General features: G+C 64.3%; 14 protein-coding genes and 1 other RNA gene. 4 read left to right on the forward strand and 11 right to left on the reverse strand.

What is annotated here, in order from left to right; translation table 11 throughout:
• Positions 1–44 precede the first annotated feature (44 nt).
• The gene (locus tag AC1KVG_RS15300; RefSeq protein ID WP_481094946.1) at positions 45–3,224 is read left to right on the forward strand and encodes a TonB-dependent receptor; all 3,180 of its coding nucleotides are present in this window, start codon (positions 45–47) and stop codon (positions 3,222–3,224) included.
• A gap of 790 nt (positions 3,225–4,014) precedes the next feature.
• Here the strand turns inward: AC1KVG_RS15300 and thiE are convergent.
• Positions 4,015–4,638 (reverse strand): thiamine phosphate synthase, encoded by a 624-nt coding sequence (thiE, locus tag AC1KVG_RS15305; protein WP_481094947.1) that lies wholly within the window; start codon positions 4,636–4,638, stop codon positions 4,015–4,017.
• A 23-nt stretch (positions 4,639–4,661) separates the two neighbouring features.
• Between thiE and AC1KVG_RS15310 the strand changes: the two genes are divergently transcribed.
• Entirely contained in the window at positions 4,662–4,901 is a 240-nt protein-coding gene (locus tag AC1KVG_RS15310) for a rubredoxin (RefSeq protein ID WP_481094948.1), read from the forward strand.
• Between the two features lie 97 nt (positions 4,902–4,998).
• On the opposite strand, the gene AC1KVG_RS15315 is transcribed toward AC1KVG_RS15310, so the two are convergent.
• The 8 genes from AC1KVG_RS15315 to AC1KVG_RS15350 all read right to left on the reverse strand — a co-directional run bounded on the left by AC1KVG_RS15315 (position 4,999) and on the right by AC1KVG_RS15350 (position 9,216).
• Positions 4,999–5,880, reverse strand: coding sequence for a SirB1 family protein (locus AC1KVG_RS15315; RefSeq protein WP_481094949.1), 882 nt, complete (start codon positions 5,878–5,880; stop codon positions 4,999–5,001).
• Positions 5,881–5,920: 40 nt separating this feature from the next.
• Positions 5,921–6,370: a DUF192 domain-containing protein gene (locus AC1KVG_RS15320; protein ID WP_481094950.1), complete on the reverse strand. Its 450-nt coding sequence runs from the start codon at positions 6,368–6,370 to the stop codon at positions 5,921–5,923.
• A gap of 164 nt (positions 6,371–6,534) precedes the next feature.
• Positions 6,535–7,182, reverse strand: coding sequence for a ribose-5-phosphate isomerase RpiA (gene rpiA / locus AC1KVG_RS15325; protein ID WP_023904977.1), 648 nt, complete (start codon positions 7,180–7,182; stop codon positions 6,535–6,537).
• A gap of 90 nt (positions 7,183–7,272) precedes the next feature.
• Positions 7,273–7,749 (reverse strand): EVE domain-containing protein, encoded by a 477-nt coding sequence (locus AC1KVG_RS15330; protein ID WP_162498384.1) that lies wholly within the window; start codon positions 7,747–7,749, stop codon positions 7,273–7,275.
• Positions 7,746–8,336: a 5-formyltetrahydrofolate cyclo-ligase gene (locus AC1KVG_RS15335; RefSeq protein ID WP_481094951.1), complete on the reverse strand. Its 591-nt coding sequence runs from the start codon at positions 8,334–8,336 to the stop codon at positions 7,746–7,748. The genes AC1KVG_RS15330 and AC1KVG_RS15335 overlap by 4 nt, the downstream gene beginning before the upstream one ends.
• A gap of 81 nt (positions 8,337–8,417) precedes the next feature.
• A non-coding RNA gene (gene ssrS / locus AC1KVG_RS15340) (6S RNA) lies at positions 8,418–8,602 on the reverse strand.
• A gap of 96 nt (positions 8,603–8,698) precedes the next feature.
• Positions 8,699–8,998: a cell division protein ZapA gene (locus tag AC1KVG_RS15345; protein WP_006451377.1), complete on the reverse strand. Its 300-nt coding sequence runs from the start codon at positions 8,996–8,998 to the stop codon at positions 8,699–8,701.
• Entirely contained in the window at positions 8,995–9,216 is a 222-nt protein-coding gene (locus tag AC1KVG_RS15350) for a TIGR02449 family protein (RefSeq protein ID WP_043889867.1), read from the reverse strand. Before AC1KVG_RS15350 ends, AC1KVG_RS15345 begins: the two co-directional genes overlap by 4 nt.
• A 237-nt stretch (positions 9,217–9,453) precedes the next feature.
• Between AC1KVG_RS15350 and AC1KVG_RS15355 the strand changes: the two genes are divergently transcribed.
• Positions 9,454–9,996, forward strand: a complete 543-nt coding sequence (locus AC1KVG_RS15355; protein ID WP_006451375.1) for a YecA/YgfB family protein — start codon at positions 9,454–9,456, stop codon at positions 9,994–9,996.
• Positions 9,997–10,009: 13 nt separating this feature from the next.
• A complete protein-coding gene (locus AC1KVG_RS15360) occupies positions 10,010–11,341 on the forward strand; it encodes an aminopeptidase P N-terminal domain-containing protein (RefSeq protein WP_481094952.1) in 1,332 nt (443 codons plus the stop codon).
• Positions 11,342–11,847: 506 nt separating this feature from the next.
• Here AC1KVG_RS15360 and AC1KVG_RS15365 read toward each other — a convergent pair.
• The gene (locus AC1KVG_RS15365) at positions 11,848–12,246 is read right to left on the reverse strand and encodes an XVIPCD domain-containing protein (RefSeq protein ID WP_481094953.1); all 399 of its coding nucleotides are present in this window, start codon (positions 12,244–12,246) and stop codon (positions 11,848–11,850) included.
• A 28-nt stretch (positions 12,247–12,274) separates the two neighbouring features.
• Entirely contained in the window at positions 12,275–13,600 is a 1,326-nt protein-coding gene (gene pepQ, locus AC1KVG_RS15370) for a Xaa-Pro dipeptidase (RefSeq protein ID WP_481094954.1), read from the reverse strand.
• Between the last annotated feature and the right edge of the window lie 35 nt (positions 13,601–13,635).

Raw genomic sequence — 13,635 nt, forward strand, 5'->3', positions numbered from 1 at the left:
CATTTTTGTCGCGTTGCCGACAGTTCCAGACTTGGGGAGAAAGCATGAACCGTAGTATCCAGAAGCGTGCCTTGGCGTTGGCGCTGGTCGTGGCGATGGGGAGCGTCCACGCGCAGTCCACCAGCGGCAGCATCGTCGGCAGCGTGGGGCAGAGCAGCGGCACCAGCGTGCTGGTGGAAAACAACAGCGGTTTCACCCGCGAAGTGCCGGTGGATGCGCGCGGCCGTTACACCGCCGGCAATCTGCCGCTGGGTACCTACAAGGTCACGGTCAAGCGCGATGGCGCGGTGGTGGAAACCCGCGAAAACGTCGCGATCACCGTTGGCGCGAACACCGATGTGTCGTTCGCCGCCGTTGCGGGGAGCGGTATGCAGACCCTGGATAGCGTCACCGTCACCGCCGCGGGCCTGACCACCATTGACGTCAGCAGCGTGGACACGCGCACCGTGGTCACCGCCGAGCAGCTGCAGCAACTGCCGCTGGGCCGCACCGCCGAAGCCATCGCATTGCTGGCGCCGGGCGTGGTGGTCAACAGCGGCGGCTTCGACAACGGCCCGCTGGGTGGTTCGCTGCCCAGCTTCGGCGGCTCGGCCGCCAGCGAAAACGCCTATTACCTCAATGGCTTCAACACCACCACCATCAGCAACAATCTTGGCGGTCTGACCCTGCCGTACGGCGCTATCGACCAGCAGGAAATCTTTACCGGCGGCTACGGCGCGCAATACGGCCGCGCCAACGGCGGTGTGATCAACCAGATCGGCAAGCGCGGTACCAACGAGTGGAAGTTCGGCGCAGCGGTCATCTGGGAGCCGAACGGCCTGCGCGCCAATCAGCGCGACATCTACTGGCGCCCGGATGCGCAGGCCAGCACCGTCAACAACGCCGCCTATCGCTATGCGCGCGCAGCCAACGGCCTGTACCAGCCGGCCAGCGAGGCCGAAGCCAACCAGACCACCTACAGCGCCTATGTCGGCGGGCCGATCATTCAGGACAAGCTATTCTTCTTCCTGGCGGCCGAGCAGGTGGATTCGGACGGCGTGCGCGTCGGCACCAATCGCGACACCGACAACGGCCGTACCGGTGGCCTCACCGACTACGACTACAAGCAAAAGCGCTGGTACGCCAAGGTGGACTGGAACATCACCGACAATCATCTGATCGAGGTGACCGGCGCCAGCGACGAGGCCGAAACCAACGGCTCCATCTACCGCTACGATTACCTGGCACGTGAGCGTGGCAGCTATATCACTAACGACGCGACCTGGAAGACCGGCCCGACCCTGTTCACCGGCAAGTACACCGGCTATCTCAACGACAACCTCACCGTGACCGCGTTGTACGGCAAGATGAAAACGCCTGACGAGCTGACTCAGTACAACTACAACGCTGAGGATGGCCCGTTCATCGACAGCACCGCATTGCAAAATCCTGCCTACACGGGCGGTACTCCCATAGACGGACGGCAGCCGGTAAATACGGCGATCACGTCGCCTGACCGTGCCTACAAGAAGGACAATCAGCGTCTGAACCTTGAGTGGCGCATCGGTCACCACACGCTCAACTTCGGTATCGACAACCAGAAGTCCGAGGGTATCGATGTTGGTTCCCAATTACGTGGCCCTGGATACTCGTGGACTTACGGCCAGACCGATGATCCTAACGGTGTAGGGACGGGCGGACTGGTCAGCCAGTCTGCCAACGAAGCTGGCGGCATCGGTGCGCCGAGCCCGGGCCTGGTCGATCCGGTCAACGGATCGAGCGGTTATTACGTGGTGCGCAACATCAATACCAGCCTGTATTCGTACGAGGCCAAGCAACGCGCCTATTACATCGAAGACAAGTGGCAGGTCACCGACAACGTGTTGCTGAGCATCGGTCTGCGCAAGGACGAGTTCACCAACTACACCCCGTCCGGCGACCCCTACATCGAAGTGGACAATGCCTGGGCGCCGCGCTTGGGCTTCAGCTGGGACGTCAACGGCGATTCCAGCCTGAAGGTGTTCGGCAACATCGGCCGTTATTATCTCGGCCTGCCGCTGTCGGCAGTAGGTCTGTTCACACCTCAGATCACCACAGATACCTATTTCACCTACAGCGGCATCAACGCCGACGGCACGCCGATTCTTGCGCAGCAGCTGGGTTCGGCCGTGTCGGCCAACTCGCGCTTCGGTCGCATCGCCGATGTACGTACCGCGGTGGTCAAGGACATCGAAGGCGAGAACCAGGACGAGATCATCCTTGGTTTCACCAAGCAGCTGGACACCGGCTGGGTGTTGGGCGTGCGCGGCACGCATCGTCGCCTCAATGCGGGTATCGACGATCAGAACTACGACGTCTCCAACACTGCGTTGATCGCTGCCGCCGCCGCGCAGGGCGTGACCATCGACTTCTCGCAGGTTGCCGGTGCATCGCTGATCAATCCCGGCCAGACCAACACCTGGGGCGTGATCGGCACCGATGGCCAGTTCCATGAAGTGGCGGTGAGCCGCGAGGCTGCGGGCTTCCCGAAGTTCAAGCGTAATTACTCGGCGGTGGAGTTCAACCTGGAGCGCCCGTTCGACGGCCAGTGGTACGCCAAGGTCAACTACGTCTGGTCGCATAGCTACGGCACCACCGAAGGTCAGGTGCGTTCGGATCTGTGGCGCACCGGCGGGGCACTCGGTAGCTATCAGGGCCAGGCCTCGGTCTCCACCACGCAGAGCTGGGACCACGCGGCGCTGATGGAACACTTCAACGGCGATCAATCCAACGATCACCGCCATCAGCTCAAGTTGTTCGGTTTCTACCAGTTCACTCCGCAATGGGGTGCGTCGGCCAACTTCAGCCTGATTTCGGGCGCGCCGCATAACTGCCTGGGCAACTACTACGGCGACAACTACCCCGGCACGGACCCGGCGGGCTACGGTGGCAGCGCGATCACCGGCGGGCCATACCACTACTGCTACAACCCGGAAACCGGCACCGGCGTGGCATCGCCTCCGGGTTCGCAGGGGCGTCTGGGCTGGATCGCGCAGCTCGACATGGGGGTGACCTACAAGCCGGCATTCGCCGCCGGCAAGCTGGCACTGCGCTTCGACGTGTTCAACATCACCAACGAGCAGACCGCGACCAATATCTATCCGTTCTCGCAGCTGCCCGACAACACCACCAACCCGCTATGGGATCAGGTCGTCGCCTATCAGTCGCCGCGCTCGGGCCGGGTGACGCTGAGCTACGACTTCTAATCGCGTTGGGCGACGGAGTCAAAACCGGCAGCGACGCGTGATGGCACGCGTCGCTGTTTTTTTTTAGCGATGGGGCTCTAACCAGCTTCAATCGTCTGAATAAGGCGCGCGATCCGCGCGACTTTTTACCGGGTCACGGCCAACGCTCTGGTGCGGCGAGGGCAGCGCGCCCTCGGCCCACTGAGCTTTTGCCTGCATCTATCCGACGCGACGACTCGACCATTCGGTTGTCTTGAGTGGGTTGGACGATGCGGATAGATCAGGTGTAGAGCGGTTGATCTGCGGTTTGGCTGCAGGGCCCTTGCCCGCCTACCATCGCGGGACACGCCGCAAGTACGTCCGTGTAGGCTCTTACGCGGCATCCATGCCGCGTAAGGTCCCGCGACGGTAGGCGGGCAAGGACCAGTCGATAATGTCGGTGTGCATGGTGCAAGCAATGCATGATGTGCCTTTAATGCGCTTAACTCTCATGTATTTGCGGACTGCATCAGCGAGCCAATGCAACCAGCGAGATGGGCAGCTTTTCACAAGGCTATCGACTCACTCTCTGGTGCGGTGTCCTCACCGATTGCGGGACCGTGTGGCGGCATGGATGCCGCCACCGAGCCTCCAGGGACGGATTCACGGCGTGTCCCGCGAGCGGTGAGGGCACCGCGCCCTCGACCAACCAAGCTTTTGACCTGAGCTTCCGACTGCATCAAACATCGCTACGACTCGAAATCTTGATGGTCTTGCGTCTGGCGGCTTGGACAGCGCGTGTTTCAAGTAAGGCAATCGTCTGCCAGCAGCGCTACTGCGCAAACCCGGCCCGATATGCCTGCACTGCCGCGACCGGATCCTGTGCCGCATACACCCCGCTGACCACCGCAATCAACTCGGCACCCGCTGATACCAACTCCGGCACCTGCGCAGCCGCGATGCCGCCGATCGCCACGCGTGGCACTCCCAGCGCAGCGGCCTGCTGCAACAGCGCAGGCGAGGCGCGACGTGTCGTCACCTTGGTCGTGGTCGGGAAGAACGCACCGAAGGCCACATAGCTCGCACCGGCCGCCACCGCCGCCTGCGCACGCGCGATCTCGTCATAGCACGACACCCCGATGATGGCTTGCGCGCCCAACAGCGCGCGTGCCGCCGCCACCTCGCCATCGTCTTCGCCCAGATGCACGCCCTGCGCGCCCACCTGCAACGCCAACTGCGCATCGTCGTTGATGATCAACGGTACACCGTGCGCAGCGCAGGCCTCGCGCAGCGCGCTGGCCTGTTCCAATCGCAGCGCCGTGGTGGCCTGCTTGTTGCGGTACTGCAGCCAGGTGACGGCAGGCAGCAGCGGTCGCGTACGCGCGAGCAGGCGCGCAGTGTCGGGCTCGTCTGGAGTGATCAGGTAGACGCCGCGGGCGTTGTGCAGGTCGGGCATGGCAGCGCTTCCGGAAGCAGTGGGTGGGATGGGACAATGCAGTCCCACCGTTGCGTGACCGCGATTATCCGATGAGCGAGACATCCACGACCACCTACCGCACCTGGATGTGCGTCGTCTGCGGGTTTCTCTACCACGAGGCCGACGGCATCCCCGAAGAAGGCATCTCCCCGGGCACCAGCTGGCAAGACGTGCCTGAGACCTGGACCTGCCCGGATTGCGGCGTGACCAAGGACGACTTCGAGATGATCGAGATCGACTGAGGCCTTTGCAGCGCAGTTGAGTGACTGCGTTTTTCGCGCCAGAACCTCGCCTGCGCCCGCTCGCGCGACGCCGACGAACGCGCAGTTGGCGGTGATTTCAGTGCGCGCGCGCGCGCTGACTGTTCAGCTCGACCAGATGCTCATGCAGATTGGCCGCGTCCTGCGTGCCGGGATTAAGCACCAGATAGCGCGACAGATCGTGGCGGGCGCCGTTGCGGTGGCCCAGATGCAGATAGGCCATGCCGCGATCGCGTAGCGCTTCGGGCTGATCCGGCACCAACTTCAGGATGCGGTCGGCACTACGGGCGGCGCGGTCCCAGTGCTCGGCATCGGCGTACACACCGTGCAGATTGCGCAGGATGCGGATCAGGATCGCGCGGTGCGGCGCCGGGTCGAGAATCTGCGCCAGGGCGCGGTCGTCGGGGATCTCGCCACCCAGGTGCGGACGCGCGCGCTCGCGCAGCTCGTCCACGCCCAGCGGGCGGCCGCCGTTGAACGGGTCCATGACCAGCACGCCGTCGTCCACCGGCAGACGCACCAGGAAATGCCCGGGAAACGACACCCCCGCCAGCGGAATGCCCAGCCGGCGCGCGACTTCGATCTGCACCATCGCCAGCGAGATCGGGTTGCCCAGGCGGCGCTCGAAGACCTGATTGAGGTAGCTGTTGCGCGGGTCGTAATACTCGTCGTGATTGCCCGAGTACCCTAGCTCGTCGAACAGATAGCGATTCACCGCGGCCATCTTCAGCGGCCACAGGTCGATCGCCTCTACTTCACGGCGCAGATGCTCCACGTGGCTCTGCACCAGCGTGTCGTACAGCTCGGCATCCAGCTGCGGATACTCGTCGCGCGCGATCAGCAGCGCGGTGGACATCAACGGCACCGCGTCGTCGTCCAGGCTGGCGAGCGCGGTCCAATGGGGAAGTGGGAGCATGTCGACCATGCTGCCAAGAGTGTCGGCAAGCGGCGCGTGGTTCAAGTCCGGTACTTCCTGACAGGAATGGCCTGTGGTGTGAGATTTACTTGAGCTTCGGGATGTCCGGGCTGAAGTTCAGCGTGGCGCCGTCCTGCAGATTGAGCTTGGCGGCTTGGCCGGCATTGAGCTCCAGCACGTAACGGGCGGGCTGCTTGCTGGGGTAGGGCGGGCAGGCATCGCCGGCCGAACACGGCGGCACGTCGCGTTGCTGCGACACCAGCCGGCGCTGGTTGTCGAAATACAGGATATCCAGCGCGATCTTGGTGTTCTTCATCCAGTACGCCAGCGGCTCCTGGCGGTCGTGGATGAACAGCATGCCGTGATCTTCGGCCATGGCATCGCGGAACATCAGGCCCTTTGCGCGATCGGCGTCGTTCTGCGCCAGTTCCACCTGGTAACGCGTGCCGGCCAGTTCCACCCACGCGCTACCGGCGCTGGCGCAGCCGCTCAGCAGGATCAGGCAGGCGAGGGCGAGAAAGTGAACATGGCGCATGCGGCGTACCAACGGACGGGAATGGCGCACCATCTGCCAAGCGGCCGCGTGCGTCAAGCCGGCGTGGTGGGTTGGGCCGGTCATCGCGTGCAGTAGGTGGGCGGCCCGCAGTGGCTTCGCGCCGCAGGCCGGAAATGCGCGCGCGAACGCGCGCAGGTCACCGCTTAGATCACGCGCGGCGGTTCGCCACCGACGATCACCACATCGGCCGGGCGACGCGCGAACAGGCCCACGCAGACCACGCCGGGAATCTGGTTCAAACTGCGCTCCAGCGCCACCGGGTCGGTGATCTGCAGGTTGTGCACGTCCAGCACCACATTGCCGTTGTCGGTGATCACGTTATCGCGCCACACCGGCTGGCCGCCGGTGAGCGCCAGGATCTGACGGGCCACCAAACTGCGCGCCATCGGAATCACTTCCACCGGCAACGGGAAGGTGCCCAGCACCGGCACCTGCTTGCTCGGGTCGATGATGCAGATGAAGCGCTCGCTGGCCTCGGCGATGATCTTCTCGCGCGTCAACGCCGCGCCGCCGCCCTTGATCAGGCAGCGGTTCGGGTCGCACTCGTCGGCGCCGTCCACATACAGCGACAGGTTGCCGGTGTGATTGAGATCCAGCACCTCGATACCGTGGCGCTTGAGCTGCGCGCTGCTCTGCTCGGAGCTGGACACCGCCCCCTTGATGCGATGGCCGATGCGGCCCAGTGCGTCGATGAAATAGGCCACCGTCGAGCCGGTGCCCACGCCGACGATCATGCCGTCTTCCACGTAATCGATCGCTTTTTCGGCGGCCAGGCGTTTTGCTTCGGACATGGGTGAGAGCTCGGGATTGGGGATTGGGGATTCGTCAAAGCGGTGCGACGCGGGCGGGCAGTAGGCCAATCCCCAATGCCCAATCCCGAATCACGGCGATTCCATCGCCAGCAGCAGCTTCCACTGCGCGGCAGTCACCGGCAGGATCGACAGGCGGTTGCCGCGGGCGATCAAGGGGAAGCCTTCGCCCAGCGCATCGGCTTGCTGCTTGATTTCGTCCAGCGCAATCGTGCGCTTGAGTTTGCGCTCGAAGGACACGTCCACCAGCATCCAGCGCGGGTCTTCGCGGCTGGCCTTGGGGTCGTGGTAATCGGACTTGGGGTCGAACTGGGTGTCGTCCGGGTAGGCCGCGCTGGCGACCTTGGCGATGCCGACAATGCCCGGCACCTTGCAGTTGGAGTGGTAGAAGAACACCCCATCGCCCACATGCATGCCGTCGCGCATGAAATTACGCGCCTGGTAGTTGCGCACGCCGTTCCACGGCTCGGTGCCGACGCGCTCCAGATCATCGATGGAAAACGTGTCCGGCTCGGACTTCATCAACCAATAGCGCTTGCGGGCAGTCATACGGACACGGTGTCGTTTTTCAGGAAGGTGGCGCGTTCGGTGCAGACGGCATCCACCGCCACGTCCCACGATTCTGCGGGCAAGGCGGGAACCTGCTGCGCAGCGAAGCCGACGCCGACCAGCCAGGGCGGCGGCGCCTGGCGATGCCGAAACGCGAAGCTGCGATCATACCAGCCGCCTCCCATGCCTAGCCGCCGGCACTGCGCATCGAAGCCGGTCAGCGGCGTGATCACCAATGCCATTTCCTCGGGTGCAAGCAGCTCGGCGCGCTCCACGTCCGGTTCGGGGATGCCGTAGCGGTTGCTGACCAGGCCCTGGCCCGGCCGCCACGGCGCGAAGCGCAGCACGCGGCCGTCCAGCACCGGCAGGCAATAGCGCACGCCGGCCGGCAGACTCAGTTGCCACCGGTGCAATGCGATTTCGCCATCCATCGCCCAATACCCGGCCACGGCACCGGTCTGCGGCGCGAACGGTAGCGCCAGCAAGCGCTCGGCCAGCGCATCGGCGGCCGCCAATCGCTGCGTCGCCGGCAGGCTGCGGCGCTGCGCACGCAACTGCTGGCGCAATGCATCTCGGTCGTCGGTCATGGGTGTCTCATTGCGGAAGGGATGACGCATTGTTTCAGACACGCAAAAAGAAACGACGCCCGAAGGCGCCGTTTCAGATTTGCATTCTCCGCCATGAACGATGCGGGCGAAACGACCTTGAACCCGGGGTTCAAGTGGGGACGTTGTGAGGCCATCGGGCTTCCCGCTACAAGGCGGACTTGCACTCCCGGCTTCGTCGCGCCCCCATGGTCGTAATTAAGGGACAAGGCGAATGTTTTGCACGCTGTCGTTTACAGCAGAGAACGCAGGTGAAGTATAGACCTCTGCTGCGCGATGGCTAGCCCATTCGTCGGCCGGCGCGATTGAAAATTCATATTTGCGACGACAGTGCGAATTGCACTTCAACGCGGTGTGTCGGCCACGCTGTCGAGACGACGATTCAAGTTGTCCAGCGTGTTCGCCAACTCACGCTCGTAGAGCGCTTGCTGTTCGCGCAGTTGCTGCAATTCGTGCGCCAGATTGAGCGCTGCCAGCACTGCAACGCGATCCACCGCCGCCATGCGATTGCTGCCACGGATCTCGCGCATGCGCAGATCCAGCAGACGTGCCGCAGCAGTGAGACTCTCGCGTTCGTCTGCGGTGACGCCAACCGTGTATTCACGATCCAGAATACGCACGCTGACCGGCTCGTTGTTGCTCACGTGTGTTGCTCCAGTGACTTCAAGCGCACGATCATCGCTTCCACGCGCGAGCGCGCCTGTTCGTTCTTGGTCAACAACTGCGCACGCTCGCCGATCAACTGCTCCTGCTGATGACGCAGGCTGCGGTTCTCGTCGGTCAACCGTTGGGTGCGCTCGACCAACGCCTCCACGCGGGCGGTAAGTGCGCGGAGTTGGGCGAGGGCGGCAGCGTTGTCCATGCGCTCACGATAGGGGCGCGTGCGCGCGGCGGTCAAGCGCGCGATCACGGCCCGCTCACCCGCCGTCAGGCCAATCCCGACAAGGGCTGGCGCTGGCTCTAGCTAAGCCGGCGTCGTGCGCGTGGAACGCTGCATGGAACGCGGCAGTAGCAGCCGGGGCGGGGTGCCTTGATACACTGGGAAGTCTGATCGCCGGCCGGTGTGCCGGCCCCTTCTGTTCTTAGCCTGGATGACCTGATGGATCTGCCTGACGTAACCGCTGTGCAAAACGAGAGTCGCCAGTTGGCGCTGGCGTCCTCTGCGGCGGAATTGCACGGCGGGCTGTGCGGCTGGCTTTCAGGTGGTGGCGCTGACAGCGGCGACTGGCTGGGGCACGTGCTGGCCGACGTGGCGCAGGTACCGCCCAAGCAGGGCGGCGCCCTGGACCAGATGCGGCAGGCCACGGTGGCGCAGCTGGAAGACCGCGATTTTGCCTTCGAGCTCCTGTTGATCGACGACGGCGCACCGCTGGCGGCGCGTACCGATGCCTTGTTCGACTGGTGTCGTGCCTTCCTGGGCGGGTTCGGTCTGGCTGCAAAGCAGCGCCCGGCACTGACCGAAGAGGGCGAAGAAGCGCTGCAGGACCTGGCGCGGCTGGCGCAGGCCTCCAGCGACGATTTCGATGCCGCCGATGAAGACGACACCGCGCTGGCGGAGATCGAAGAGTTCGTGCGCGTGGCGGTGCTGTTGCTGCATGGCGACTGCGTGATGGGGCCGCGTTTCCGCCAACGTTTGAACTGACCGCGCGACCGACATGAAAAAGCTCACCGGGATCGGCGCGGCCGAATACGCGCGCCGGCGCAAGCAGTTGATGCAGATGGCCGGCGAGCAGGCGATTCTGATCCTGCCGGCCGCACCCGAGCGGGTACGCAGCCACGACACCCATTACCCGTATCGGCAGGATTCGGACTTCTGGTATCTGAGCGGCTTTCCGGAGCCTGAAGCGGTGCTGGTGCTGGTGCCCGGGCGCAAGCATGGCGAGGCGATCCTGTTCTGCCGCGAGCGCAATGCCGAGCGCGAAGCCTGGGATGGCCCGCGCGAAGGTCAGGAAGGCGCGGTGGCGCATTACGGCATGGACGATGCGTATCCCATCGACGATGTCGACGAGATCCTGCCGGGGTTGCTGGAGGGCCGTAGCCGCGTCTACTACCACTTCGGGCGCGATGTCGATTTCGATCTCAAGTTGATCGGCTGGCTCAAGCGCGTGCGCGAGCAGGTGCGCCACGGCGCGCAACCGCCGCACGAATTCCTCGAACTGGGGCATCTGCTGCACGAGCAGCGTCTGTTCAAATCGCGCGATGAAATCGCGTTGATGCAGAAGGCCGCCGACATCAGCGTACGCGCGCATCGCGCCGCGATGCGGCTGGCGCAGCCGGGCGTGCATGAGTACGCACTGCAGGCCGAGGTCGAGCGCGAATTTCGCGCCGCCGATGCGTGGCCGGCGTACGGAAGTATCGTCGGCACCGGCAGCAATGCCTGTGTGCTGCACTACCGCGCCAACAAAGCGCGCAGCCGCGATGGTGAGCTGGTGCTGATCGATGCCGGCGCCGAATATCGCGGCTATGCGGCCGATATCACCCGCACCTTCCCGGTCAATGGCCGCTTCACGTCGGCACAGCGCGCGCTGCACGATCTGGTCGGCGCGTCGCAGGCTGCCGCACTCGCGCAGGCGCGCCCCGGCGTAGCGTACGAAGCCGGGCATCTGGCCGCAGTGGAAACCTTGACCGAAGGATTGCTGCGCCTGGGGCTGCTCAAGGGCACGCTGGAACGCAACATCGCCGACGGCCATTACAAGCGCTTTTATCGGCACAAGACCGGCCACTGGCTGGGCCTGGATGTGCACGATGTAGGCGACTACCGGCTGGCAGGCGACTCGCGTCTGCTCGAACCCGGCATGGTGTTCACCATCGAACCGGGGCTCTATATTTCCGCCGACGACACCACGGCGGAGGCCAGGTGGCGCGGTATCGGCATCCGCACCGAAGACAACGTGCTGATCACCGCCGAAGGCCATCGCGTGTTGACCGATGCGCTGGCGCGCAGTGCCGACGAGATCGAAGCGGAGATGGCCGGCAGCGTTGCGTAATGTTGCGTCCAACGCGCGTCGCATCGACGACGCGTCGAATCGGGTTTATCGCCTTACTTAGAACAGCTAACAGAACGACTTCATGCCGGCCTGCTGCAGGGCGGCTGATCTGCGGCCTGGCTGCAGGGCCCTTGCCCGTCCACCATCGCGGGACACGCTGCAAGTGCGTCCCTGTAAGCTCTTATGCGGCATCCATGCCGCATAAGGTCCCGCGACGGTGGGCGGGCAAGGACCAGTGGAGATGGTCGGTGTGCATGGTTTTCAACAAAGCAACCGACTGACTTCTGGTGCGGTGTCCTCGCCGATTGCGGGACCGTGTGGCGGCATGGATACCGCCACCGAGCCTACATGGACGTACTTGCGGCGTGTCCCGCGAGCGGCGAGGGCACCGCGCCCTCGACCGACTCAGCGGTTGACCTGGACTTCTGACGGCAATCACCAAGATGCGGCTGACAAAACCCTGCGCTCACTGTTAGGCATCCGCTCAGTCGTTTTATTAGCCGATCTTACTGCCTCAACCGCGGTGTCTGCGTGGGTTCTGGTGGCTGGACTTGCTCGTCCGGCGACGCAAGCTGCCGCGCACGCTCGAACGATTGTTCTTCCGGCATGCCAAGTGCCTGCTCGGTTTTCATATGCGCGCGCAGATGCGCCGGGTTGGCCGGGTCGCCTTGCACCACGAAGACGTTCTCGCCGCCGTGCACACCTTTGTTGTTGGCCTCGCTCATCAGTACGTGATCCACGCGCGACAAGCCGCCTTCCTTGGCCAGCGGCAGCAACGCGGCAGTGAGCCGCGCGCTGGTCTGGTCGGGCTCGCGCCCGTGTGCGGCGTCGATCGCGTGCACACCGCGCTCGATCTGCTGATACATCGGATGGTCCGGGTGCGAGGGTTGGCGTGGATCGTTCATGGCGATGCTCCGTGCTGTGCAGAATAATTTATGGTGCGGCAAACACTGGGCGCGTCAGGTTTTCGGGAGCGTCATCGGTGCACACCACCTCGTCTTCGATGCGGATGCCGCCGTAAGGCTTGAACTGCTCCACGCGCTGCCAGTCAACACTGGCGGCGTGCCCGTTCTTTTTGACCTCGTCCAGCAGCATGTCGATGAAGTACACGCCCGGTTCGATGGTGACCACCATGCCCGGTTCGAGCACGCGGGTCAGGCGCAGATACGGGTGGCCGGCGGGGCGTTCGATACGCCCGCCGCGGTCGCTGGCCGCAAAGCCTGCCACGTCGTGCACCTGCAAGCCGATCAGATGGCCCAGCCCGTGCGGGAAGAACGCGGCGCTGACGCCGGTGGCCAACGCAGCCTCCGGTGACACAGTGAGGATGCCGAACTCCTTGAGGATGCCCATCAGCGCCAGATGCGCGTCCACGTGCAGCTGCTTGTAATCCACACCTGCGCGCACGTTCTGGCCCATGCGGAGTTGTGCGGCATCGACCGCATCGATCAGCGCCTGGAATTCACTGCCAGGGTCGGCGGCATAGGTGCGGGTGATGTCGCTGGCATAGCCGTAGGCCGAGGCACCGGCATCGATCAAAAAGCTGCGTAGCGGTTGCGGTGGCTGCTGGCCGAGTTCGGTGTAGTGCAGCACTGCGCCGTGTTCGTTGAGCGCGATGATGTTGCCGTACGGCAGTTCGTTGGCGTCCTGGCCGACGGCTGCGCAATACGCCATGTGGATGCCGAACTCGCTCTGGCCTGCACGGAATGCCGCTTCGGCGGCGCGATGGCCGCGCACTGCCAGCTGCTGGGCAATGCGCAGCAGTGCGAGTTCGTATGGGGTCTTGAAGGCGCGCTGGTAGTCCAGGTAATGGATTACCGGCTGCGGATTGTTCGGCACATAGGCGCCGAGCGCGCTCTGCGCCTCGCCAAGAATCGCGCAGCGCTCGGGCTGTTTGGGCAGCAGCGCCAAGGCCGCGTCCGGGGTGCGGATGATGTGGATGTCGCAGTGTTCCACCCACCAGCCGCTGGGGGCGTCGGGCACCACATGCCAGTAGTCGAACGGCTGGTAGAAGATCACCGTCGGGCGCTTGCCCGGGGTGTAGATCAGCCAGCTGTTGGGCACCCGCGTCAGCGGCACCCAGGCCTTGAACTGCGGGTTGACAGCGTATGGGTAATCGCGGTCGTCGAACACCTGGTAATGCAGGCTGCCGCTGGGCACGACCAGGTGATCGAAGCCGCCGCGTTGCAGCGCCTGATCGGCGCGCGCGGTCAGCGTGCGCAGGTGGTCGGAATACAGGTGGCTCAAGGACGGCTGGGTCATGCGGGGCTCGATCGGCAATGCAAAGGCAATGCGCA

Source organism: Xanthomonas sp. NCPPB 3959 (assembly GCF_056675575.1).